Here is an 18,834-nt window from a genome sequence, read left to right as displayed (position 1 = left end):
CCCCTCAGGCCCGCGACCACGCCCGGGCAACTGCCCGACCGAGGATCACGCCTGCTACGTGGCGTTTGAATTCGATCGGCCCGCGATTGTCGGGCATCGGATCAATATCGGTGAGCATCGCCGCGACGGCGGCCTTCACGGCCTCTGCATCGCAGGACGTGCCGCTGAGCGCCGCCCCGGCGGCCTCGGAATAGACCGGTGTGTCGCTGAGATTGGTCATGGCGATGTCCACCTTGCCCGCGACCATGCCATCCTTCTCGATCAGAACGGCCGCCGCGGCGGTGGCGTAATCGCCGATCTTCCGCTTCTGCTTTTCATAGGCATAGCCCTTGGCATGGGCGTCAAAGGCGATCTTGGTCAGGATTTCCTCGTCCTCGCGCAAGGTCGTATAGGCGCCTTCGAAGAACTCCCGCGCCGCAACCTCGCGGGACCCGTCAGGACCCAACAGGGTGAAAGTGGCATCCAGCGCCTGCATCAGCCCCGGCATGTCATTTCCCGGATCACCATTGGCGACGTTCCCGCCCACGGTCCCCATATAGCGCACCTGCGGATCGGCGATCTGCTCGGCGGCCTCCCGCAGGAGCGGTGCCGCAGCGTTGAGCGCGTCCGAGGTGATCAGCGCATGCTGGGTGACCATCGCGCCAATGGTGATCCGGCCGGCCTCGACGGAAATCTCGCGCAGCTCGGCGATGTCCTGCAGATCCACCAGATGCTCCACCGCGGCCATGCGCAGTTTCATCATCGGGATCAGGCTGTGCCCTCCGGCGAGGCAGCGCGCCTCGTCTCCATGGGTTTGCAGCACCTGCAGCGCGGATTCGAGGTCCGCAGGGCGGTGATATTCAAAGCCCGCTGGTATCATGTTCGGGTCCTCCTCTGGGTCGGGGGCGTCTCATGCGCCCATCTGCCTTGGCCTGCGACGCTAGTGCGACCGCCTGCCGCAGACCCACCGCCGACACATGGATCGAGAGGCGGATTTCACGAATTGCGCATATGACGCACGAGTTGCGAACCCGTTCGCGCATGGGGCGAGAGCCCCCGTGCGGGGCGCGCGAATTCGGTCATTTGGTGACAGGCCGGGGCGCGGTTCGGCTCAGACGAGGCCCAGGGCGAGGCGCACATCCTGCAGACGCGAGCGGCTGACAGGCACCTTTTCAAGGGCCCCGGCCGCGTCGAAGAAGACCACGCCATTGTCTTTCTTGCGCTCGAAGCCGGTGACATGCGCCGGGTTCACCAGATAGCTGCGATGGGCGCGCACGAAATGCCCCCGGGGCAGGCGTGCCTCCGCATCCGAGATCGACCAGGGGCAGAAGAGCTTCTGCGTCCCGCGATAGAGGATCGTGTAATGCCCTTCGGCACGGATCGCCGTGACATCCCGGCTGTCGATGAAAAACGTTTTTCCATCAAGCTCATAGGGCACGGACTTGATCTGCGGTGTGAGCTCGGGATCCGGCAGGGTGTCGGGCTCCGGCGCGGGTTCCGGGTCGCCGGCCTGCGCCTCGGCCGCGCGTTGCTGCGCCTCCACCGCCGGGAGGAGCGTCACACTGGACAGCAGGAACGCGCCGCATATCACGAAGGCGATCACTGCCACGATCAGGGCGAGCGTCGCGTTGCTGATCAGGGGGCCCGCCGCATCGGCCCCTTCGATGGCCGTGAAGGACGTGCCGTACATGGCCACGAAATGCACCGCGAAGACCGCGAGCCCGAAGAACAGCGTGCCCAGCAGGATGTTGCGATAGGTCCGCTCGCCATAGGCAATCCAGATCGCCGCGACCCCCAGCAGGATCGAGGCGGCCCCGGCCTCCAACAGCCCGAGCAGGGTATAATCCGGCTGGCACAGGCGCATCCCGGACATGCCGATATAGTGCATCACCGGAATGCCCAGCCCGACGCAGACCCCTGCCAGGGTGATCGTCTGGCGCGAGCGCGGCAGGAAATGCAGGATCAACAGAGCGACCCCCACGATCAGGATCGCCACCAGTGCCGAGATCAGGGTGATGAGAGGGTCGTAATAGAACAGGATCGGCAGTTGCAGTCCCAGCATGGCCACGAAATGCATCGCCCAGATGCCCCCGCCCAAGGCGACGGCAGCCATGGCCACCCGGGTCTTGCGCGGCCCCGCAGGCAGCGCCGAGGCCCCCTTGGTCAGCGACAGGCCCGTGAACCCGGCCATGAGCGCCACCGCAAGGGATGCGACCACGAGCCATTCGTTATGGGACACTTCCAGCACGCGGCTCCCCTCCCCAGTTGCTCCGTGCAGGGGATAAAATAGGCCCAAGGCCCCGCGTCGTCCATCACATTAGGGTGTCACGCCGTCTGGACAGTTACCGGCAATAGGGTTGCGCGGCGGTCCAGGCCTGCATGGATTGGCGTTTGGACGTGCTCAAAAGGGGCGCCCAATCGGCGGCGACGCCCCCGCGCCCGGCGGCGATCACCCCGTCCCGTGGCACGGTTACTGCCATGATGCGGATCGCGCAGGACAGGTTCGCCGGACCATCGAGCAGAGCATTGCCGGTTGTTGCCCGGCAGCCATAGCCCCGCGCCGTGGCGGGCGAGATTTGCGTGAGCCCGAACCACTGCCCGCCCCCGCCAACGGCCTGCGGGTTCCACGTGCTCTCGTATTTCGCGAGTGCTGAGAGAAACCCCGTCCAGAATGCTGCCCGATCCTCGGGTCCCGCGCGCAGATAGGCCGGACACCAGTCGCGCACATCCGCCGGCGTCCCCGCGGGCAGCGCCGCGCCATGGGTGGCCAGCGCCGCAAGGGCAGCCCCGGTCAGCGCCTCTGCATCGGGGCGGAAATCCCATTGGGTGACCGGCAGGTCCGGCGCCCCGCGCTCGGCCCGCCCGCCGCAGGCCGCGACCAGACAGACGGCGATCAGGCCCAGAAGGCGCGTGAAACGAGGCATGGTCCGGTCCTTTGCAAAGATCGCGCCAGCCTCGCCCATCGCCGCAGCCAAGACCAGAGGCAAGCGCCCGTTTGGCAAAGATCGGCCTGCGCGGTCAGGGATTGATGGTGCAGGACCCTGTGCCGCTGGCCTGCACGCAGCCTCCGGTGCAATTCGCCTCCACCAGGATCTCGGTGCCATCGGTGCAGGTCACCACCACGACCCCGGCCTCATTGGTATAGGCCCCGCAACTGCCCGTGTCGTTGCCCGTATCCAGCCGGTAGGTCTTGTTCCCGCAATCAAGATCCATGACGGCCCGCTGCCGCCTCTCTTGTGTGCCGAAGGATTGCGGCCCGGGGCGTGTCGAGGCCTCCGGGCGGGCCTGCATCTGCAACTGGGTCTGGGCCATTGCCAGCTGCGGCGGGAGCATGCCGAGGAGGAGAAGGGTAAGAACGGCCCCGGTCCGTGCGGGAAACATCTGGGGAAATCGCATTGCTAAACTCCTTTTGCTGAAACCATGTCCGGAAGGCTGAGCAAGAGGGCGTTAGAAGAGTGTTAGATTAGAAGAGTGTTTGACGGGGCGCCTCCCTCGACCCGCGATTTCGCGCGGAGGTTTGGCTGAGCTGTGTTAGGGTTACTGAACTGTTTCCTTAGCGAGAGCTTTCCTTATGAAATTCCTATCCCTGATCTCTTGTCTTTTTTGCGTCGCAATGGCGGGCGCTGCCCATGCCACGCCGATCACCCTGACCGGCCTAGCGATCGGGGATCCGAACCCTCCGCTGTCGACAGCCGATGAGTTCCAAAACGGGGATTTCACAATCCGTCAGATTGGTGGCTTGTCGAGCGCAAGCCTGATCAATGATGCGACCGAAGAGACAACGGGCTGGTCCTACGACCTTACTGCTCAGTTGGCTGATCGAATGGTAGTTGAGGTGACCTCCGCAAAACTGACCCTCGACGTGCGGACCGGGGGTGACACGCCCGCAAATGACCCTTTTCGGCTAGACGGCTTTGAGATTGCAAACCCGTTCAACGGACCGGCGAATTTTGACAGCTTCACCACGACTTTGGACTTGCTAGATTTGTTTGGAGAAGATCGGCTCTTGCGTTCCATAAACAATGATGGCCTGCTCAAATTCGGTCTTGGAAATGACAGCACGGTCAGCCGAGGCGCGCTCAGCATCTCGGTAGTTGTGCCGCCGATCCCACTCCCGGCGAGTGCGGGGCTGTTGCTCGGCGCACTGGCGCTGATCGGCGGAGCGCGGATCGCTCGGCGCAAGGCCAGCGCAATGCGCCTTGCCCCGACCTCGCGCCTCCCCTAAAACCGCTGCGTTCACTGGCGGAGACAGACCATGCTCGACCTCACATATGACACCCCGAAACCCAAGGTCATCGCGGGCGCGCGGGAGGATTGGGAACTGGTGATCGGGCTCGAAGTCCACGCCCAGGTCGCAACCAATGCCAAGCTGTTCTCCGGCGCCTCGACGCTCTTCGGGGCCGAGCCGAATTCGAACGTGGCCTTCGTGGATGCGGGCATGCCGGGGATGCTGCCGGTGATCAACGAGGAATGCGTGGCGCAGGCCGTGCGCACGGGCCTGGGCCTCAAGGCCGAGATCAACCTGCGCTCGGCCTTTGACCGCAAGAACTATTTCTACCCGGACCTGCCCCAGGGCTACCAGATCAGCCAGCTCTATCACCCGATCGTGGGCGAAGGCGAAGTGCTGGTCGAGCTGGGCGATGGCACGGCCCGCGTGGTGCGGATCGAACGCATTCACCTGGAGCAGGATGCGGGCAAGTCGATCCACGACATGGACCCGCATATGTCCTTCGTGGACCTGAACCGCACGGGCGTCGCCCTGATGGAGATCGTCTCGCGCCCGGACATTCGTGGCCCCGAAGAGGCCGCTGCCTATGTCTCGAAACTGCGCCAGATCATGCGCTATCTCGGCACCTGCGACGGCAACATGCAAAACGGCAACCTGCGCGCGGATGTGAATGTCTCGGTCTGCCGTCCCGGCGATTACGAGAAGTATCAGGCGACGCAGGATTTCGGCCATCTCGGCACACGCTGCGAGATCAAGAACATGAACTCCCTGCGCTTCATCCAGCAGGCGATTGACCACGAGGCCCGCCGCCAGATTGCGATCATCGAGGATGGCGGCAGCGTCGACCAGGAGACCCGGCTCTATGATCCGGACAAGGGCGAGACGCGCTCCATGCGCTCCAAGGAAGAGGCGCATGACTATCGCTACTTCCCCGACCCCGACCTGCTGCCGCTGGAGATCGAACAGGGCTGGGTCGATGACATCGCCTCCGGCCTGCCCGAGCTGCCCGACGCCAAGAAGGCCCGCTTCATGGGCGATTTCGGCCTGTCGGATTACGATGCGAGCGTGCTGACCGCCGACACCACCAATGCCGCCTATTTCGAGGCCGTGGCCGGTGAGGCGGGCGATGGCAAGCTGGCGGCCAACTGGGTCATCAACGAGCTCTTTGGCCGGTTGAAGAAAGAAGACCACGACATCGCCGACAGCCCGGTTTCGCCGGAGCAACTCGCCGGGATCATCAAGCTGATCAAGGCGGATGCAATTTCGGGCAAGATCGCCAAGGACCTGTTCGAGATCGTCTATACCGAAGGCGGAGACCCGGCTGAGATCGTCGAGGCGCGCGGCATGAAGCAGGTCACCGATACCGGCGCCATCGAGGCCGCCGTGGACGAGATCATCGCCGCCAACCCGGCCCAAGTCGCCAAGGCCAAGGAGAACCCCAAGCTCGCGGGCTGGTTCGTGGGTCAGGTCATGAAGGCCACCGGCGGCAAGGCAAACCCGAAGGCGGTGAACCAGCTCGTCTCGGCCAAGCTGAGCCAGCAGTAGCCCGCCCATGGGCCTGCGCCGCCCCCGCCCGGACCGCGATGCGGTGCTGGTCTATAACGAGCGTGTGAAGCTCTTTGCGACCTTCATGAACGCGCTGGCGCTGGGGCTGATCGGCTTTGCCATCCTGCGCCCGCTGACCGGCGCGGCGGCGGGCATGACGGCCTCCAGCCTGTGGTGGGGGCTCGCCGGACTGGTATTGCACGGGGTTTCGCACTATATACTAGGGTATCTGAAGAAGGAGACGCGCGATCCATGACGCTCTTTGAATTCATCATACCCGTTCTCGCCCTGGCACTCGCCGCCGGAGGCGTACTTGTCCTGCGCCACGAACGGCGCAAACTCGACACTCAACTCGCCCGCCAACACGCCGCCGAGTAACCCAAGACGCCCCTTGTTGTCTGGTCAGTGCCCCCTCTGCGACGCAAGCGCAACATAGAGGCCGGTGACCACCTGCGATACCGCCTCCTTGTCCAACAACCCGGCACATCCGGCACCATAGGCCAGCGCCAATCCCACATACCCGGCCCGGTGACACCACAAGGCACCGCCAACTTTCCGCACCTGATCTTCGAACCACTCTTTCATTGCCGTTCTCCACGGTTAAGCTGAGCGGGATCCCACCGGAGGGCTACTCCGGCATCGCGATGGGATCAGAGTGACAGGTTTTGCCTTTTCCACGTGAGGCGGCCTCCGGCGGAACAACAGGCGGAAACAGGCGGAATTGGTATCTTCATTCGGAAAACGCCTCGGTGCCCTGATCAAGGAGCGCAGAGAGGCGGGCGGCTTCACGCAAAGGGAGCTGGCGGAACAATCCTTTCCCGATCTCGACGATCACGAGGGGAAAGAAAGACGTATCCGGGAGCTTGAATCCGGGACCGTAGATCGCCCTCAACCGCGCAACTACACGCCTATCTGTGAAACCCTCTCGATCAGCCGGGATCAAGTACGTCAGTTAAAAACCGCCATCGACGAGCAGGTCGAGAGCAATGCAGAGCACCTCTTGCGGGAAAACGCGGCGCTGGCGGAGCAACTCAAGCTCTCCGAAGCCCTCGTTATTGCCCTCGCCTATGAATACGCCGAAGGCACACCGACGGAGTTCGATGCGGCCATGGCGGGTCTGCGCAACGCATTGCAAGTCGCCGCGGACGCGCGCGCCAAAGGACGGCTGCCAAGCAATGTGGACGACGCGCTGAGCGAAATCATCGCCCGCGTGGATGCCCTCAATGACGCTGGGGAGGTCGAGGCAGCCACTGCCGCCCTGCAAGACGAAGAAATGCGCGCGTCCGCCGGGCTCGCCCGGCTCTTTGACAAAGGTCTCGCACAAGCGGTTCTGACCCGCGATGTAGATCTTGCGGTCTCCTATGAGATCAAGCGTGTCTCGCTCGAGACACCGGACCCGGCTGCCTTGTACGACGCTCTAACCAATACGCTTGAACAACGGTTTGTCACGGGCCGCGACAAGGGCCTCGCCTTCGATCTGGAGGTCGCCATCGCCTTGGCAGACACCCTCTACAATTGGGCGACCACGGACGAAGAACGGGGCATGGCTTTAGGCAACAAAGCTGTTGCGCTGCGAATTCTCGGAGAGCGCCTGCAATCCCCTGGCCCTTTGGCTGCGGCAGTCGAGACCTTTGAAAAGCTCCTCACAGTTTTTACACGTGATACGGATCCGGGACGCTGGGCGATCACCCAGAGCAATCTCGGCAATACCTTGGGAACCCTTGGGGCGCGGCAGGACGACCTTGACACCCTCACCCGCGCCATTACCGCCTATGAGTCTGCGCTTGAGGTCCGCACCCGCGACGCCCTCCCCCTCGACTGGGCCAGGACGCAGAACAATCTCGGAAATGCGCTGCATACCCTCGGGGCACGGCAGGACGACCCGGATGCCCTCACCCGCGCCATTACCGCCTATGAGGCCGCGTTGGAGGTCCGCACCCGCGACGCCCTCCCCCTCGACTGGGCCAGGACGACAGTGAATGTGGCAAATGCTGAACGGTCTCGAGCCCGTCTGCTTTCGGGGGATGCCGCGCGGCGCGCCTTGGGCGCAGCACTCTCCCATATAGAGGATGCGCTTACCGTCTTTTCCCCGGAGAACACGCCCTATAATCATGGCAATGCGACCCGGCTGCGCGACGGTATTCTCGCGGATCTGGACGCCCTCCCCTGAACCGCCGACGCGTCCATGAAAAAAGGCGGCACCCGTTTGGGCCCGCCTCTTTCCGTTGTCATGTATATGCTTCGCAGTCTGCGCTTAGGCAGCCTTGCGACGGCTCCGCAGAGCACCGGCACCGAGCAGCGCACCGCCCAGCAGCAGACCACCAGCCGGCAGCGGGATCGGAACGATCTCGGCCAGGATCAGGAAGTCGATTTCCGGTGCGATACCGCTACCAACGATTTCCGGATCGCCATAGGCATAGGTCAGCGTGATGCTTTCGCCTGCGCCAACAACGGCCGTGAAGTCGATGTCGTCAGACTTTGCTTCCGGCGTCATTGCAACGTCGGAGCCGAACGTCGTGGTGACGCCGCCCATGAACATTGCCGAGTTGGAGCCCAGCGTGATCTGGTTGATCGTCGTGGACTTCAGCGCGAATGCCGCATTCGACATGGAGGTGTTCTCGAACGTAAATGTCAGAGTTCCGCCCAGGTCAGCATCCGTGAAGACAGCGTTGTAGGAATAGCCCGACGCGAGGAGATCCACGGTATCGCCGGAATTGATGTTACCACTTTCAGTCAGAGCGCTTGCCGCACCAGGCAAGGCCAGACCTAAAGCAGCAATTGCTAAAGGTTTTAAGTTCATCGGTTACCCTCTTAGTTACTCACAAGTGACACACCTGCTAGAGCTACTTTAGGTTAACGCGCGGTTTCGAACAAGTTTGCTAACGTTGTGTAAACCTGAATCAGGGCAATTTTTCGACAAATGCGTAGTTTTTGAGACGCCAGCCTCCCAGCTCACGAACAATGCCGTTGCCGCTCCCGCATTGTTTTGCGCTGATGCACGACTAGGATCGGAGGCTCGGCGGGATCTGCCGTGCATCTGCGGAAAACCGCCCCAATGATTCGGCGGTGCAGCGTGCGCGGACACCGCCCCTTGCGCTCGGAAACGGGCCTGATACCGTGCCGCCGCGGCGCAGAAAAGGAACAGCGGAGATGTATGAATACAAGGCCATTCCGGCTCCGACACGACCCCTCAAACGCAAGGGTCTGAAGACGGTCGAGGACCGATTTGCCGCCACCATTTCCGAGGTGATGAACCAGACCGCCACCGAGGGGTGGGAGTATGTGCGGGCCGACACCCTGCCCTGTGAAGAGCGCAGCGGACTGACTTCGCGCACCACTCGGTTCCAGACGCTTCTGGTGTTCCGCCGCCCGTTGCACCCGTTTGCCGCGCAACCCGAGACCGGGGGCGTTGAGCCGCCGCTGCAGCTGTTGCCCGCGCCGGGTGAGACCCCTCCGGTCGCTCCGATCGCCCCAACAACCCCGCCAGCACCGTCCCCCGCGCCAGAGCCCCCTGCACAGGTGGCCCCGGCGCCCGAGCCCCCCACACCACCCGCAGCGGCCCCGGCCGCCCCCAAAGTGGCCGCGCCAGAGCCTCCGGCACCGCAGCCCCGGACCGAGGCCCCCGCCGAGACGCCGCCGGGCCCCAAGCGCGTGCCCACCTTCGCCGATGCCCGGATCGAACCGCGACGCGTGGACCGCATCGCGCCCGAGACACTGACCGTGCTCAACTCCATGAAAGGCACCCGCCCGGGGGATGACGACGACACGCCGCCCTCCTCCGAACGCTAGGGCGCGTCAGACCTCGATCTTCAGGGCGAGCGCGTGAATGCGCCCGACCAGATCCGCCCCGAGCGCCTCATGGACCGCCCGGTGCCGTGCGATGCGGCTCATCCCTTCGAACCGCCCGGAGGCGATATGCACATTCCAATGGCTCTCGCCCCCCTCCTGATAGCCCGCATGACCGCGATGGGACTCGCTGTCATCGACCACCTCCAGGATGCGGGGGGCAAACGCTGCCTCAAGCTTGCCTTCGATCTCGGTTTTCACACCCATTTTGTCGCAATCCTCTTTGCTTGCTCGGACAAAGCATTAAACTCTCACCTCCGAGTCGAAAAGTGAGGTGCCATGTCCAAGAGTGATCCCTTCGGGTTCGATATGTCCGTATCGTCCTCCAAGAAGAAGAATCCCCGCGGTCGCCGCGGCATGTCCGGCGCTTCCGAGACCTCCACGCGGCAATGCGAGCATGAGGGCTGCACCGAAGCGGGCAAGTATCGCGCGCCAAAATCCCCCGACAGCCTCGATGAATATCTGTGGTTCTGTCAGAAGCATGCGCGCGAGTACAATCTGAAATGGAATTTCTTCAACGGCCAGTCCGAGGAAGAGATGGCCCGGCGCATGGACAAGGACCGGGTCTGGGACCGAGAGACCAAGCCCTTCAAAAAGTCCACGGAAGAGCGCGCCTGGGCGCGGCTCGGCGTGGATGATCCCCATCAGGTGCTCGGCGAGAACGCGACCCGGAACCCTGGAAAATCCATCACCGGCACCCGGCGCCTGCCGCCGACCGAACGGCGCGCCATCGAGATTCTCGAGGCGAAAGACCACTGGACCAAGCCGGAAATTCGCAAGTCTTACAAAGCCCTGATCAAGGTTCTTCATCCTGACATGAACGGGGGCGACCGCAGTGATGAAGAGAAGCTGCAAGAGGTCGTCTGGGCCTGGGACCAGATCAAGGACAGCCGCAACTTCAAGGGCTGAGAGGCCCTGCCCATGCGGGGCAATCCCCGCGCCCCAACGGGCGCGGCGGCGGCGGTCCGGCATTGAACAGGGCGCGCCCTGAGGCGCACGACGCACGCTCACGTGCAGCGTGAGCCGCGACATCGCAACCATCTGTCTGGAAAGGGGCCTGCCGGGCAAGGTCTGGTACGGGCGGTGGGACTCGAACCCACACGGCACAAAGGCCTTCGGATTTTAAGTCCGATATGTCTACCATTCCATCACGCCCGCGGCTGTCTCTTGGCTAGGACGCGCACGGACATGGTGCAACCGGAAAAATCGCCGCTAGAGCTCCTGGCCTTCGGGCGCCTCCGTGGGGGCGGCGAGATAGACCCGTTCGGGCAGCCACGGGTTCAGCGCCACCGCCTCGCGCAGCACCGCCTGGGCCTGCAAGGCGCGGCCCATCCGGATCAGCGTGAGCGCCTTGCCCGACATGGCCGCCGTATGGGTCGGGCTGCGCGCCAGGGCCTCGTCCAGATCCGCCAGGGCGGGCTCGTAATCCTCCTGCAGGAACCGGGCGAAGGCGCGCTGGTTCCAGCCCTCGGCATAGTCCGGGCACAGCGCGATGAGCGCCGTGAAGGTCTCGACCGCGCCAGCGAAATCATAGCTTTGGCGTTGCGCCATGCCCCGGTCCAGAAGCTCCTGCGCGGCGGCGTCCGGGGCCTCGGTCCAGACCTGCCAGAGGGCGATCGTCAGCGGGCGCGCAGCGGCCTCGGAAGGGGCCGATTGCAACCGGTCATGGATCTGGGCGATCTCGACACTGCGATCGCGCACGGGCGCGCAGCTTTCGGCCAGAGCCGGGGTCGCGAGGGCAAGACAGAGAAGCGGGGCGCAGAGATACGCAGGACGAATATGGGCCATGGCGCGAGATTTGGCGCAAATCCGGGCCGGGTCAAATCCCGTTCCCGCGAGCGCGCCCCCTTGACCTGAGCCGCGTGGAGGCGCACCTCCTGCCCCATGTTTCCCATCCGCGACCACAATCCGTCCGAACGCACACCTTATGTCACCCTCGCGCTGATCGCGATCAATGTGGTGATCTTCCTGTCCTATTTCCCGATCCTCGGGGATGCGCGGGCCTCGACCCAGGTCTTTCTGACCTGGGGTCTTGTGCCCGCCGAGCTCTCGTCGGGGGGCGGGGTTGCGAACATCTTCACCTCCATGTTTCTCCATGGCGGGATCATGCATCTGCTGGGCAATATGCTGTTTCTGTGGGTGTTCGGCGACAATCTCGAAGATGAGCTGGGCCATGGGACCTTTCTGGGGTTCTACCTGCTGAGCGGCATGGGGGCCGGGCTGGCGCAGGTGATCTCGGCCCCGAACAGTCCGATCCCCATGGTCGGGGCCTCGGGCGCGATTGCCGGCGTGCTGGGCGGGTATCTGTTGCTCTATCCCAAGGCACGGGTGGATGTTTTGTTCATCATCGTGATCATCTTCAAGATCATCCCGATCCCGGCGGGCATTGTCCTGACGGTGTGGTTCGCGATGCAGGTGTTTTCCGGGGCCGCCACCCCCGCGGGCAGCGGCGGCGTGGCCTATTGGGCCCATGCGGGCGGGTTCCTGGCCGGGCTGGTGATGATCCTGCCGCTCTGGCTGAAACTGGGCGGTCCGGGGTTCTGGCGTCGGACCCATGGTCATCCGGATCATCCTGAGGCACGCTACCGCCGTGTTTCGACCCGCATTCCCAAGGTAAGACGCCGCCGATGACCCGACCCGAGCCCCCGACCCGCCTGTCCTGCCACTGCGGCGCCGTTGTTCTGGAGCTGTGGCTCGCGGATGGGTTCCGCACGGCGCGGCGCTGCGACTGCTCTTTCTGTCGCAGGCGCGGGGCCATCGCGGTCTCGGTCAAGCTGCCGGATCTGCGGGTGGTGCAGGGCGCAGAGGCGCTGCGGCTTTACACTTGGGGCACGGGCACCGCGAAGCATTACTTTTGCGGAACCTGCGGGATCTACACCCACCATCAACGGCGCTCGGATCCCACGGAATACGGGGTGAATGCCGCAGCCCTCGACGGCGTGAACCCGCGCGATCTGGGCGAGGTGCCCTGGGCAGACGGCGTGAACCACGTGTCGGATTCCGCCCCCCGCTAGACCCCGCGTTCGGCGGGCCTGCGGTCCGTCCGGGCTCAGCGCGCGCGGATGGTCTGGGAAAACTTGCCGAAGATCGGCTCGTTGGCCGCCAGGATATGTCCGTCCTCGAGCATGGATTGCCCCTCGCGGATCGGCTCCACCAGCCCGCCCGCCTCGCGCACCAGCACGATGCCCGCCGCGATATCCCAAGGTTTCAACCCACGCTCCCAGAAGCCCTCGTAGCGGCCCGCCGCCACATAGGCGAGGTCGAGCGCCGCCGCCCCCCAGCGCCGCACGCCCGCGCATTGCGGCAGGATCTGCCCCAGATCGCTCAGCGTTGCCGGCAGGTACTTGTTGTTCGCAAAAGGCAGCCCCGTGGCAAAGACCGACTCGATCATCACCCGGCGCGACGAGACCCGCATCCGCGTCTGGTTCATCCAGGCGCCCTGCCCCTTCTCTGCGAAAAACATCTCGTCCTTGGCCGCATCGAACACGACCCCGGCGACCACCTCGCCCTTATGCTCCAGCGCGATCGACACCGCCCAATGGGGCATTCCGTGCAAGAAGTTCGTCGTCCCGTCCAGCGGGTCCACGATCCAGCGTCGGGTCGGGTCCGCGCCCATCACCTCGGCCTTGCTCTCCTCGGCCAGCCAGCCGTAAGTCGGCCGCGCCTCGCGCAGCTCGGTCTCGAGGATCTCCTGGGCGCGCAGATCCGCGCGGCTCACGAAATCGCCCGCCCCCTTCATCGAGGCCTGGAGGTTCTCAACCTCGCGAAAATCCTTCACGAGGCTGCGCCCCGCGGCCCGCGCGGCCTTGATCATCACGTTGAGATTTGCACTTCCAATCGCCATTCCCGGCCTCCTGAATTCCAGCGCATGGCTATAGACCCGGGGCTGCGCGCTGCCAACCCCCAAACACCGCCGCCGATGGCTGGTTTTGCCCCAAGCCACACCCATATGAAGGGGATGTTGACCCGTCGCGCCGCCCTCGCCCTGACCTCCGCCGCCCTGATCGCGCCCCCGGCCCGCGCCAATGCGTCCTGGGACGGCGTGGCCGAGGCCGCGCGCCGGCTCGATCAGCTCCACAGCCTCACCATTGCCCACCGGGGCGAGACCGTGCTGGCCGAGGCGTTTCGCGGCCCGGCCCTGAGCCGCCCCGCGCCGATCAAATCCGTGTCGAAATCCCTCGTCGCCCTCCTGCTCGGCGCGGCCATCGACCGGGGCGAGATCCCGGGCCCCGCCACCCGCCTCGCCGAAATCGCCCCCGGGCTGATCCCGCAAGGGGCGACGCCCATCGTGCCGAATCTGACCATGGCGGACCTGGTGACCATGCAAACCGGGCTGGAGCGCACCTCGGGTGCCAATTATGGCGGCTGGGTCGCAAGCCCGAACTGGGTCGCCGATGCCCTGTCGCGCCCGCAAGTGGGCCAGCCCGGACGGGGCATGCTCTATTCCACCGGCAGCTTCCACGTGCTGGGTGCTGCGCTGGCAGAGGCCACGGGGCTGAGCCTGCTGGCCCAGATGCGCGACCGGATCGGCAGCCCGCTCGGGATCGAGATCCCGGCCTGGACCCGCGATCCACAGGGCTACTATCTGGGCGGCAACGAAATGGCCCTGCGCCCGGCGGATCTGCTGCGCATCGGCGAAATGGTCCGCCAGGGCGGCACCGGGAACGGGCCCCCGGTGATCAGCGCCGACTGGATCACCGCCTCGGCCCAGCCGCGCACACGCTCGCGCTTTTCCGGTCTGGCCTATGGCTATGGCTGGTTTCTGGGGCGCGCCGATGGCGCCGGCTTCCTGCTCGCCCGCGGCTATGGCGGCCAGATCCTCTGCATCCTGCCCGAGCGCGCGCTCACCATCGCGATCACCTCCGACCCCACGCGGCCCGCCCGCTCCGGCGGCTATTTCGGCGCGCTGATGACGCTGATCGATGGCACCATCCTGCCCGCAGCCCGCAGCGCCTGAGATCTTAAGTCTCTAAATATCCCCGCCGGAGGCTCCCGCCCCCGCCAACTGCCCGGCCCGTTGCAGTTTCAGCGGCTCGGTCCGGGCCAGCCGGATCACATGGGACATGAAGGGCAAGGTGGTCTCGTCCCGCCGGGTCGCCGCATAGAGCCGCTTGGTCACCCCACCCTCGGTCAGGGGCCGGGTCACATAGTCGGAATTGTAGCGCACCTCGCGCACCACCCAATCCGGCAGTACCGCAACACCCCGGTTCGACGCCACCAGCAGCAGGATCACCGCCGTCAGCTCCACCTGCCGAAGCGCCCGAGGCTCGATCCGCGCCGGGATCAGCAGCTCCGAAAACACATCCAGCCGCGCCCGTTCCACCGGATAGGTGATCAGCAGCTCATCGCGAAAATCCTCGGCCTCCACATAGGGCTTCTGCGCCAGCGGATGGGTGGCGGAGGCCACGAAAACTGGCTCGTAATCAAAAAGCGGCGTGAAATCGATCCCGGGCAGATCCTCCGGGTCCGAGGAAATCACCAGATCCACCTCCTCGCGCTGCAGGGCGGGCAAGGCCTGAAACTGCAGGCCCGGACGGATATCCACATCCACATCGGGCCAGGCCTTGCGGAACTGCTCCAGCACGGGAAAGAGCCACTCGAAACAGGCATGGCACTCGATCGCGATATGCAGCCGCCCGGTCTTGCCCGCCTTGATCCCGCGGAACTCCTCCTCCAGCGCTGCGACCTGGGGCAGCACCTGCTCGGCCAGCCGCAAGAGCCGCATCCCCGCCGCCGAAAGCTTCAGCGGTTTGGACCGGCGCACGAAGAGCTCTAGCCCCGCCTGATCCTCCAACCCCTTGATCTGGTGAGACAAAGCCGATTGCGTGATGTTCAGGATATCGGCGGCCTTGGCCAACCCGCCCGCCTCGTGGATCGCCTTGACCGTGCGCAGATGTCGAAATTCCAGATGCATGACCTGAGCCGCCTTCATGTTTATCTTGAAGATTATGAAATTGTCTCAGATTGGCAAGTGTGCGAACTAGCCTGCAACCCAAGATCAGGAATATCTCATGTCCGCGCCGCGCGTTTCGTTCGAATTCTTTCCGCCGCAATCCATCGCCGCATCTTTCCGCCTCTGGGATACGGTCCAAACCCTCGCGCCCCTCGACCCGAGCTTCGTCTCGGTGACCTATGGCGCGGGCGGCACGACGCGCAAGCTGACCCATGACGCGGTGGCCACCATCGGCAAGAATTACGGGCTGAACGTGGCCGCCCACCTGACCTGCGTCGAGGCGACCCGCGCCGAAACCCTCGAGATCGCCGAGGGCTACTCGGCAGCGGGCGTCACCGAGATCGTCGCCTTGCGCGGCGACCCGCCCAAGGGCGCAGACGGGTTCACCCCGGCCCGGGATGGCTTTGCCAGCTCCGTCGAGCTGATCGAGGCGCTGGCGGCCACGGGCAAGTTCAACATCCGTGTCGGCGCCTATCCGGACCAGCACCCGGAGGCCGCGACGGCCCAGGCGGATGTGGATTACCTCAAGCGCAAGATCGACGCCGGGGCCGCCGCCGCGATCACCCAGTTCTTCTTCGAGGCCGAGACATTCTTCCGCTTCCGCGACCGCTGCGTGGCCGCCGGGATCAACGCGCCGATCATTCCGGGCATCTTCCCGATCGAGAACTGGACCAAGGCCCGCAATTTCGCCCTGCGCTGCGGCACCAAGGTCCCTGCCTGGCTCGACGAGGCCTTTGCCGCCGCCACACGCGATGGCCGCGAGGAGCTGCTCTCCATCGCGCTGGCCACAGAGATGTGCACCGAGCTGCGCGAGGGCGGGGTCGAGGATCTGCATTTCTACACCCTGAACAAGCCCGAGCTGACCCGCGAGGTCTGCGCCGCCCTGGGCGTCAGCCCCAAGGCTGCGCTCTCCGAGGTGGCCTGACGTAACGTCACGGCTGCCCCGCCCCGCCGCACTGCCTAGCATTTGCGGGCAGGCAAAACCGGGGGGATCATGACCGACAACTTCGCCGTGGTGGATCGCGAGACGCTGCTCTCGCTCTCGGGACTCGAATTCATGCAGGGCATGCTGCGCGGGGACCTCCCCCGCCCGCCGATCTCGGTCGGGCTGGGATACCGGCTGACCTCTGTCGAGACGGGCCGCGTGGTCTTCACCGGCGCGCCCTCCGAGGCCCATTGCAACCCGATGGGCGGGGTGCATGGCGGCTGGTATGGCACGCTGCTGGACAGTTGCATGGCCTGCGCGGTGATGACCCTCGTGCCCAAGGGGCGGTTCTACACAACGCTGGAATACAAGATCAACATCACCCGCGCCCTCCGCCCGGGGGTCGAGATCACCGCCGAGGGGCTGATCGATCATGGCGGGCGCACAACCGCCACGGCCCATGGCGAAATCCGCGGGGTCGCAGATGGCAAGCTCTATGCCACCGGCACCACCACCTGCCTGATCATGGATGGCTGACCCTGGGGTCTAGGGCCCAAAGCGCCGCGCACCCAGTGCCGCCAGCGCCCCGTCGCGCGCCGGATCCGTCAGCCAGGCTGCCAGCCCCTGTGCCGCCTCTGACGCCTCGTGGCTGAGGCAGAGGGACAGGTCCACATGAACCTCCAGCGCTTCGGGACAGATCGCAACCGCATGGACACCCGGCACCGGGGCGATATTGGTCAGCGGCAGCACCGCGAGGTCCACCTCCCCCGCCTTGAGCGCGCGCATGGGCCCGCCCCCTTCGAGCCCGCAGAGCCGGTCGGCCACCTGCTCCGTCACCCCGAGGGACCGGGCCAGGGCGTGAAACTGCGCGCCGCTCGTGCCTTGATCGGTCAGCCCGATGCGCCCGGCCCCAAGGATCACCGCTGCGATCCGGGCCGGGTCGGTCACCGCCGGTGCGCTGGCCGGTCCCCGCGCAGCGAAGCTCAGTGGGGCGCGGCCAAACGGGCGATGGCGGCCTGCGGGGCTGTGCCCCGCCGCGATGATCTGCGCCACATAGACCGGGTTTGTGATCGCGATATCCCAGGCCGCGCCCGTCGCCACGTGCCCCGGCACCTCGGGGTTGAGCATATGGGTGATCCGCAGGCGGTGACCGGTCTCGGCTTCGAAGACCGGACCGAGCACATCCATGACCTCGCGCAGGGCCACGGGTACGATGAATTCAATCTCCGGCTGGGGCATTCCGCTGTCCTTTTGCGTTGCGCGCAGCCTACAGGCTGCGCGCCCGGGCCGCGATTTGAAATCGCGGCCCCCTCACCCCAACCGGCGGCGCAGGAGCCAGATGAAGAAGCTGCCCCCGATCAGGCCGGTAACAACCCCGATGGGCATCTCGTCCGGGGCCATGACCAGCCGCGCACAGATATCCGCCCAGAGCAGGAACACAGCCCCCAGAAGCGCCGAAATCGGCAGGACCCGCGCGTAATCGCCCCCCACCACCAGCCGCACGATATGGGGCACCATCAGCCCGACAAAGCCGATGATCCCGGAAAACGCCACCATCGCCCCGGTGACCAGCGCGCCCATCACGAAGACCGACAGCCGAAACCGCGCCACCGGGATCCCGAGGGTCGAGGCCGTCTCGTCGCCGATGGTCATCGCGTTGAGATTGCGCGCGTTCAGCCACAGATAGGCCCCCCCGACCACCAGGATCGCGAAGGGAAAGATCAGCTGATCCCATTGCGCCAGCCCAAGCCCGCCCAGCATCCAGAAGACCACCGTATGGCTCGCCCGGGGATCTCCGAGGAAAATCAGCATATTGGCCAGGGACATCACGATGAAGGACACCGCAACCCCGGCCAGGATCAGCCGGTCTGCACTGGTGGCGGAGGCGAATTGCGACACCGCCAGCACCAACAGCGTCGCCCCCAGCGCGCCCAGAAAGGCTAGCAGCGGCACGGTCAGCAGCCCGAGAAACAGCCCCGTATGAAGCAGCGCGAGGATCGCCCCAAAAGCCGCCCCCGCCGAAATGCCCAGCAGATGCGGATCGGCCAGCGGGTTGCGGGTGACCGCCTGCAGGCTCGCGCCCACCATGGCCAGACCCGCACCCACGCAGCAGGCCAGCAGCGCCCGGGGAAAGCGGATGTCCCAGACGATCGCCTCGCGCCCCGCCGACCAGTCCACCGGCACCGCACCCGGCACGATCTGGTTGGCCAGCACCCCCCAGACCACCGGCGCCGAGATCGAGATCGCCCCGAGGCTCACGGCAGCATAGACCGACAGGATCAGCGCTACGCCCCCCGCCACCATGGCCAGCGGGAACAGCGCCGCCCGCGCGCGCCGGACCGGGGCGGATCGCGCCAT

At 65.3% G+C, this 18,834-nt stretch carries 24 protein-coding genes and 1 tRNA gene; 12 read left to right on the top strand and 13 right to left on the bottom strand.

Features of this window, described 5'->3' with window-relative positions; genetic code table 11:
- Positions 1-4 precede the first annotated feature (4 nt).
- The 4 genes from ACP15I_RS05865 to ACP15I_RS05850 form a co-directional block, all read right to left on the bottom strand.
- Positions 5-859, bottom strand: a complete 855-nt coding sequence (locus tag ACP15I_RS05865; protein ID WP_424974325.1) for an FAD binding domain-containing protein — start codon at positions 857-859, stop codon at positions 5-7.
- Between the two features lie 231 nt (positions 860-1,090).
- On the bottom strand, positions 1,091-2,227 hold the full coding sequence (locus ACP15I_RS05860) for an MHYT domain-containing protein (protein WP_424974324.1): 1,137 nt from the start codon (positions 2,225-2,227) through the stop codon (positions 1,091-1,093).
- Between the two features lie 94 nt (positions 2,228-2,321).
- Positions 2,322-2,903 (bottom strand): transglycosylase SLT domain-containing protein, encoded by a 582-nt coding sequence (locus tag ACP15I_RS05855; protein ID WP_424967777.1) that lies wholly within the window; start codon positions 2,901-2,903, stop codon positions 2,322-2,324.
- A 94-nt stretch (positions 2,904-2,997) separates the two neighbouring features.
- Positions 2,998-3,312: a hypothetical protein gene (locus ACP15I_RS05850; protein ID WP_424974323.1), complete on the bottom strand. Its 315-nt coding sequence runs from the start codon at positions 3,310-3,312 to the stop codon at positions 2,998-3,000.
- A 238-nt stretch (positions 3,313-3,550) separates the two neighbouring features.
- Here ACP15I_RS05850 and ACP15I_RS05845 point away from each other — a divergent pair, with 238 nt between their 5' ends.
- The 4 genes from ACP15I_RS05845 to ACP15I_RS05830 are packed head-to-tail and all read left to right on the top strand — an operon-like array spanning position 3,551 to position 6,130.
- Positions 3,551-4,204, top strand: coding sequence for a hypothetical protein (locus tag ACP15I_RS05845; protein WP_424974322.1), 654 nt, complete (start codon positions 3,551-3,553; stop codon positions 4,202-4,204).
- A gap of 30 nt (positions 4,205-4,234) precedes the next feature.
- Entirely contained in the window at positions 4,235-5,752 is a 1,518-nt protein-coding gene (gene gatB / locus ACP15I_RS05840) for an Asp-tRNA(Asn)/Glu-tRNA(Gln) amidotransferase subunit GatB (RefSeq protein WP_424974321.1), read from the top strand.
- Positions 5,753-5,759: 7 nt separating this feature from the next.
- Positions 5,760-6,008 (top strand): hypothetical protein, encoded by a 249-nt coding sequence (locus tag ACP15I_RS05835; protein ID WP_424967773.1) that lies wholly within the window; start codon positions 5,760-5,762, stop codon positions 6,006-6,008.
- Complete coding sequence (locus ACP15I_RS05830; RefSeq protein ID WP_424967772.1) at positions 6,005-6,130, top strand: hypothetical protein; 126 nt, start codon at positions 6,005-6,007, stop codon at positions 6,128-6,130. Before ACP15I_RS05835 ends, ACP15I_RS05830 begins: the two co-directional genes overlap by 4 nt.
- 24 nt (positions 6,131-6,154) lie before the next feature.
- Here the strand turns inward: ACP15I_RS05830 and ACP15I_RS05825 are convergent, their stop codons facing one another.
- Positions 6,155-6,337, bottom strand: coding sequence for a hypothetical protein (locus ACP15I_RS05825; protein WP_424974320.1), 183 nt, complete (start codon positions 6,335-6,337; stop codon positions 6,155-6,157).
- A gap of 136 nt (positions 6,338-6,473) precedes the next feature.
- Between ACP15I_RS05825 and ACP15I_RS05820 the strand changes: the two genes are divergently transcribed.
- A complete protein-coding gene (locus tag ACP15I_RS05820) occupies positions 6,474-7,922 on the top strand; it encodes a hypothetical protein (RefSeq protein ID WP_424974319.1) in 1,449 nt (482 codons plus the stop codon).
- An 84-nt stretch (positions 7,923-8,006) separates the two neighbouring features.
- Here the strand turns inward: ACP15I_RS05820 and ACP15I_RS05815 are convergent, their stop codons facing one another.
- The gene (locus ACP15I_RS05815) at positions 8,007-8,552 is read right to left on the bottom strand and encodes a hypothetical protein (RefSeq protein WP_424974318.1); all 546 of its coding nucleotides are present in this window, start codon (positions 8,550-8,552) and stop codon (positions 8,007-8,009) included.
- 350 nt (positions 8,553-8,902) lie between these two features.
- On the opposite strand from ACP15I_RS05815, the gene ACP15I_RS05810 reads away from it, so the two are divergent.
- Positions 8,903-9,541 (top strand): DUF4177 domain-containing protein, encoded by a 639-nt coding sequence (locus ACP15I_RS05810; RefSeq protein WP_424974317.1) that lies wholly within the window; start codon positions 8,903-8,905, stop codon positions 9,539-9,541.
- A gap of 6 nt (positions 9,542-9,547) precedes the next feature.
- On the opposite strand, the gene ACP15I_RS05805 is transcribed toward ACP15I_RS05810, so the two are convergent.
- Entirely contained in the window at positions 9,548-9,805 is a 258-nt protein-coding gene (locus ACP15I_RS05805; RefSeq protein ID WP_424967767.1) for a BolA family protein, read from the bottom strand.
- A gap of 72 nt (positions 9,806-9,877) precedes the next feature.
- Here ACP15I_RS05805 and ACP15I_RS05800 point away from each other — a divergent pair, with 72 nt between their 5' ends.
- Entirely contained in the window at positions 9,878-10,507 is a 630-nt protein-coding gene (locus ACP15I_RS05800; RefSeq protein WP_424967766.1) for a J domain-containing protein, read from the top strand.
- Between the two features lie 163 nt (positions 10,508-10,670).
- On the opposite strand, the gene ACP15I_RS05795 is transcribed toward ACP15I_RS05800, so the two are convergent.
- Together ACP15I_RS05795 and ACP15I_RS05790 are read right to left on the bottom strand one after the other, a co-directional pair.
- Positions 10,671-10,756, bottom strand: a tRNA-Leu gene (locus ACP15I_RS05795).
- A 54-nt stretch (positions 10,757-10,810) separates the two neighbouring features.
- Positions 10,811-11,386, bottom strand: a complete 576-nt coding sequence (locus ACP15I_RS05790; RefSeq protein ID WP_424974316.1) for a tetratricopeptide repeat protein — start codon at positions 11,384-11,386, stop codon at positions 10,811-10,813.
- A 96-nt stretch (positions 11,387-11,482) separates the two neighbouring features.
- Here ACP15I_RS05790 and ACP15I_RS05785 point away from each other — a divergent pair, with 96 nt between their 5' ends.
- Both ACP15I_RS05785 and ACP15I_RS05780 read left to right on the top strand, forming a co-directional pair.
- Complete coding sequence (locus ACP15I_RS05785) at positions 11,483-12,229, top strand: rhomboid family intramembrane serine protease (protein ID WP_424974315.1); 747 nt, start codon at positions 11,483-11,485, stop codon at positions 12,227-12,229.
- Positions 12,226-12,612 carry a GFA family protein gene (locus ACP15I_RS05780; protein WP_424974314.1) on the top strand — a complete coding sequence of 129 codons (387 nt, stop codon included), beginning with the start codon at positions 12,226-12,228 and terminating at the stop codon, positions 12,610-12,612. Before ACP15I_RS05785 ends, ACP15I_RS05780 begins: the two co-directional genes overlap by 4 nt.
- A 35-nt stretch (positions 12,613-12,647) precedes the next feature.
- Here the strand turns inward: ACP15I_RS05780 and ACP15I_RS05775 are convergent, their stop codons facing one another.
- Positions 12,648-13,442: an inositol monophosphatase family protein gene (locus ACP15I_RS05775; protein WP_424974313.1), complete on the bottom strand. Its 795-nt coding sequence runs from the start codon at positions 13,440-13,442 to the stop codon at positions 12,648-12,650.
- Between the two features lie 114 nt (positions 13,443-13,556).
- Here ACP15I_RS05775 and ACP15I_RS05770 point away from each other — a divergent pair, with 114 nt between their 5' ends.
- Entirely contained in the window at positions 13,557-14,555 is a 999-nt protein-coding gene (locus ACP15I_RS05770; RefSeq protein ID WP_424974312.1) for a serine hydrolase domain-containing protein, read from the top strand.
- Between the two features lie 12 nt (positions 14,556-14,567).
- On the opposite strand, the gene ACP15I_RS05765 is transcribed toward ACP15I_RS05770, so the two are convergent.
- Entirely contained in the window at positions 14,568-15,512 is a 945-nt protein-coding gene (locus ACP15I_RS05765) for a LysR substrate-binding domain-containing protein (protein WP_424974616.1), read from the bottom strand.
- Positions 15,513-15,609: 97 nt separating this feature from the next.
- On the opposite strand from ACP15I_RS05765, the gene metF reads away from it, so the two are divergent.
- On the top strand, positions 15,610-16,476 hold the full coding sequence (gene metF, locus ACP15I_RS05760) for a methylenetetrahydrofolate reductase [NAD(P)H] (RefSeq protein ID WP_424974311.1): 867 nt from the start codon (positions 15,610-15,612) through the stop codon (positions 16,474-16,476).
- A gap of 69 nt (positions 16,477-16,545) precedes the next feature.
- The gene (locus ACP15I_RS05755; protein ID WP_424967759.1) at positions 16,546-17,013 is read left to right on the top strand and encodes a PaaI family thioesterase; all 468 of its coding nucleotides are present in this window, start codon (positions 16,546-16,548) and stop codon (positions 17,011-17,013) included.
- 9 nt (positions 17,014-17,022) lie between these two features.
- On the opposite strand, the gene ACP15I_RS05750 is transcribed toward ACP15I_RS05755, so the two are convergent.
- Both ACP15I_RS05750 and ACP15I_RS05745 read right to left on the bottom strand, forming a co-directional pair.
- Complete coding sequence (locus ACP15I_RS05750; protein WP_424974310.1) at positions 17,023-17,715, bottom strand: substrate-binding domain-containing protein; 693 nt, start codon at positions 17,713-17,715, stop codon at positions 17,023-17,025.
- A 72-nt stretch (positions 17,716-17,787) separates the two neighbouring features.
- Positions 17,788-18,834: a FecCD family ABC transporter permease gene (locus ACP15I_RS05745; RefSeq protein WP_424974309.1), complete on the bottom strand. Its 1,047-nt coding sequence runs from the start codon at positions 18,832-18,834 to the stop codon at positions 17,788-17,790.

It is taken from the genome of Dinoroseobacter sp. S124A (assembly GCF_049801015.1).
Taxonomy (GTDB): Bacteria; Pseudomonadota; Alphaproteobacteria; order Rhodobacterales; family Rhodobacteraceae; genus Dinoroseobacter.
The sequence above is the reverse complement of the archived record's forward strand: the minus strand, read 5'-3'. Positions and strand labels throughout refer to the sequence as shown.

Coding starts and splice junctions, on each gene's coding strand:
- ACP15I_RS05750 (WP_424974310.1), bottom strand. CDS start 17,715: ATGCCCCAGCCGGAGATTGAATTCATCGTACCCGTGGCCCTGCGCGAG.
- metF (WP_424974311.1), top strand. CDS start 15,610: ATGTCCGCGCCGCGCGTTTCGTTCGAATTCTTTCCGCCGCAATCCATC.
- ACP15I_RS05835 (WP_424967773.1), top strand. CDS start 5,760: ATGGGCCTGCGCCGCCCCCGCCCGGACCGCGATGCGGTGCTGGTCTAT.
- ACP15I_RS05775 (WP_424974313.1), bottom strand. CDS start 13,442: ATGGCGATTGGAAGTGCAAATCTCAACGTGATGATCAAGGCCGCGCGG.
- ACP15I_RS05865 (WP_424974325.1), bottom strand. CDS start 859: ATGATACCAGCGGGCTTTGAATATCACCGCCCTGCGGACCTCGAATCC.
- ACP15I_RS05780 (WP_424974314.1), top strand. CDS start 12,226: ATGACCCGACCCGAGCCCCCGACCCGCCTGTCCTGCCACTGCGGCGCC.
- ACP15I_RS05745 (WP_424974309.1), bottom strand. CDS start 18,834: ATGGCGCGATCCGCCCCGGTCCGGCGCGCGCGGGCGGCGCTGTTCCCG.
- ACP15I_RS05810 (WP_424974317.1), top strand. CDS start 8,903: ATGTATGAATACAAGGCCATTCCGGCTCCGACACGACCCCTCAAACGC.
- ACP15I_RS05805 (WP_424967767.1), bottom strand. CDS start 9,805: ATGGGTGTGAAAACCGAGATCGAAGGCAAGCTTGAGGCAGCGTTTGCC.
- ACP15I_RS05855 (WP_424967777.1), bottom strand. CDS start 2,903: ATGCCTCGTTTCACGCGCCTTCTGGGCCTGATCGCCGTCTGTCTGGTC.
- ACP15I_RS05830 (WP_424967772.1), top strand. CDS start 6,005: ATGACGCTCTTTGAATTCATCATACCCGTTCTCGCCCTGGCACTCGCC.
- ACP15I_RS05825 (WP_424974320.1), bottom strand. CDS start 6,337: ATGAAAGAGTGGTTCGAAGATCAGGTGCGGAAAGTTGGCGGTGCCTTG.
- ACP15I_RS05815 (WP_424974318.1), bottom strand. CDS start 8,552: ATGAACTTAAAACCTTTAGCAATTGCTGCTTTAGGTCTGGCCTTGCCT.
- gatB (WP_424974321.1), top strand. CDS start 4,235: ATGCTCGACCTCACATATGACACCCCGAAACCCAAGGTCATCGCGGGC.
- ACP15I_RS05755 (WP_424967759.1), top strand. CDS start 16,546: ATGACCGACAACTTCGCCGTGGTGGATCGCGAGACGCTGCTCTCGCTC.
- ACP15I_RS05770 (WP_424974312.1), top strand. CDS start 13,557: ATGTTGACCCGTCGCGCCGCCCTCGCCCTGACCTCCGCCGCCCTGATC.
- ACP15I_RS05800 (WP_424967766.1), top strand. CDS start 9,878: ATGTCCAAGAGTGATCCCTTCGGGTTCGATATGTCCGTATCGTCCTCC.
- ACP15I_RS05850 (WP_424974323.1), bottom strand. CDS start 3,312: ATGCTCCCGCCGCAGCTGGCAATGGCCCAGACCCAGTTGCAGATGCAG.
- ACP15I_RS05785 (WP_424974315.1), top strand. CDS start 11,483: ATGTTTCCCATCCGCGACCACAATCCGTCCGAACGCACACCTTATGTC.
- ACP15I_RS05765 (WP_424974616.1), bottom strand. CDS start 15,512: ATGCATCTGGAATTTCGACATCTGCGCACGGTCAAGGCGATCCACGAG.
- ACP15I_RS05845 (WP_424974322.1), top strand. CDS start 3,551: ATGAAATTCCTATCCCTGATCTCTTGTCTTTTTTGCGTCGCAATGGCG.
- ACP15I_RS05790 (WP_424974316.1), bottom strand. CDS start 11,386: ATGGCCCATATTCGTCCTGCGTATCTCTGCGCCCCGCTTCTCTGTCTT.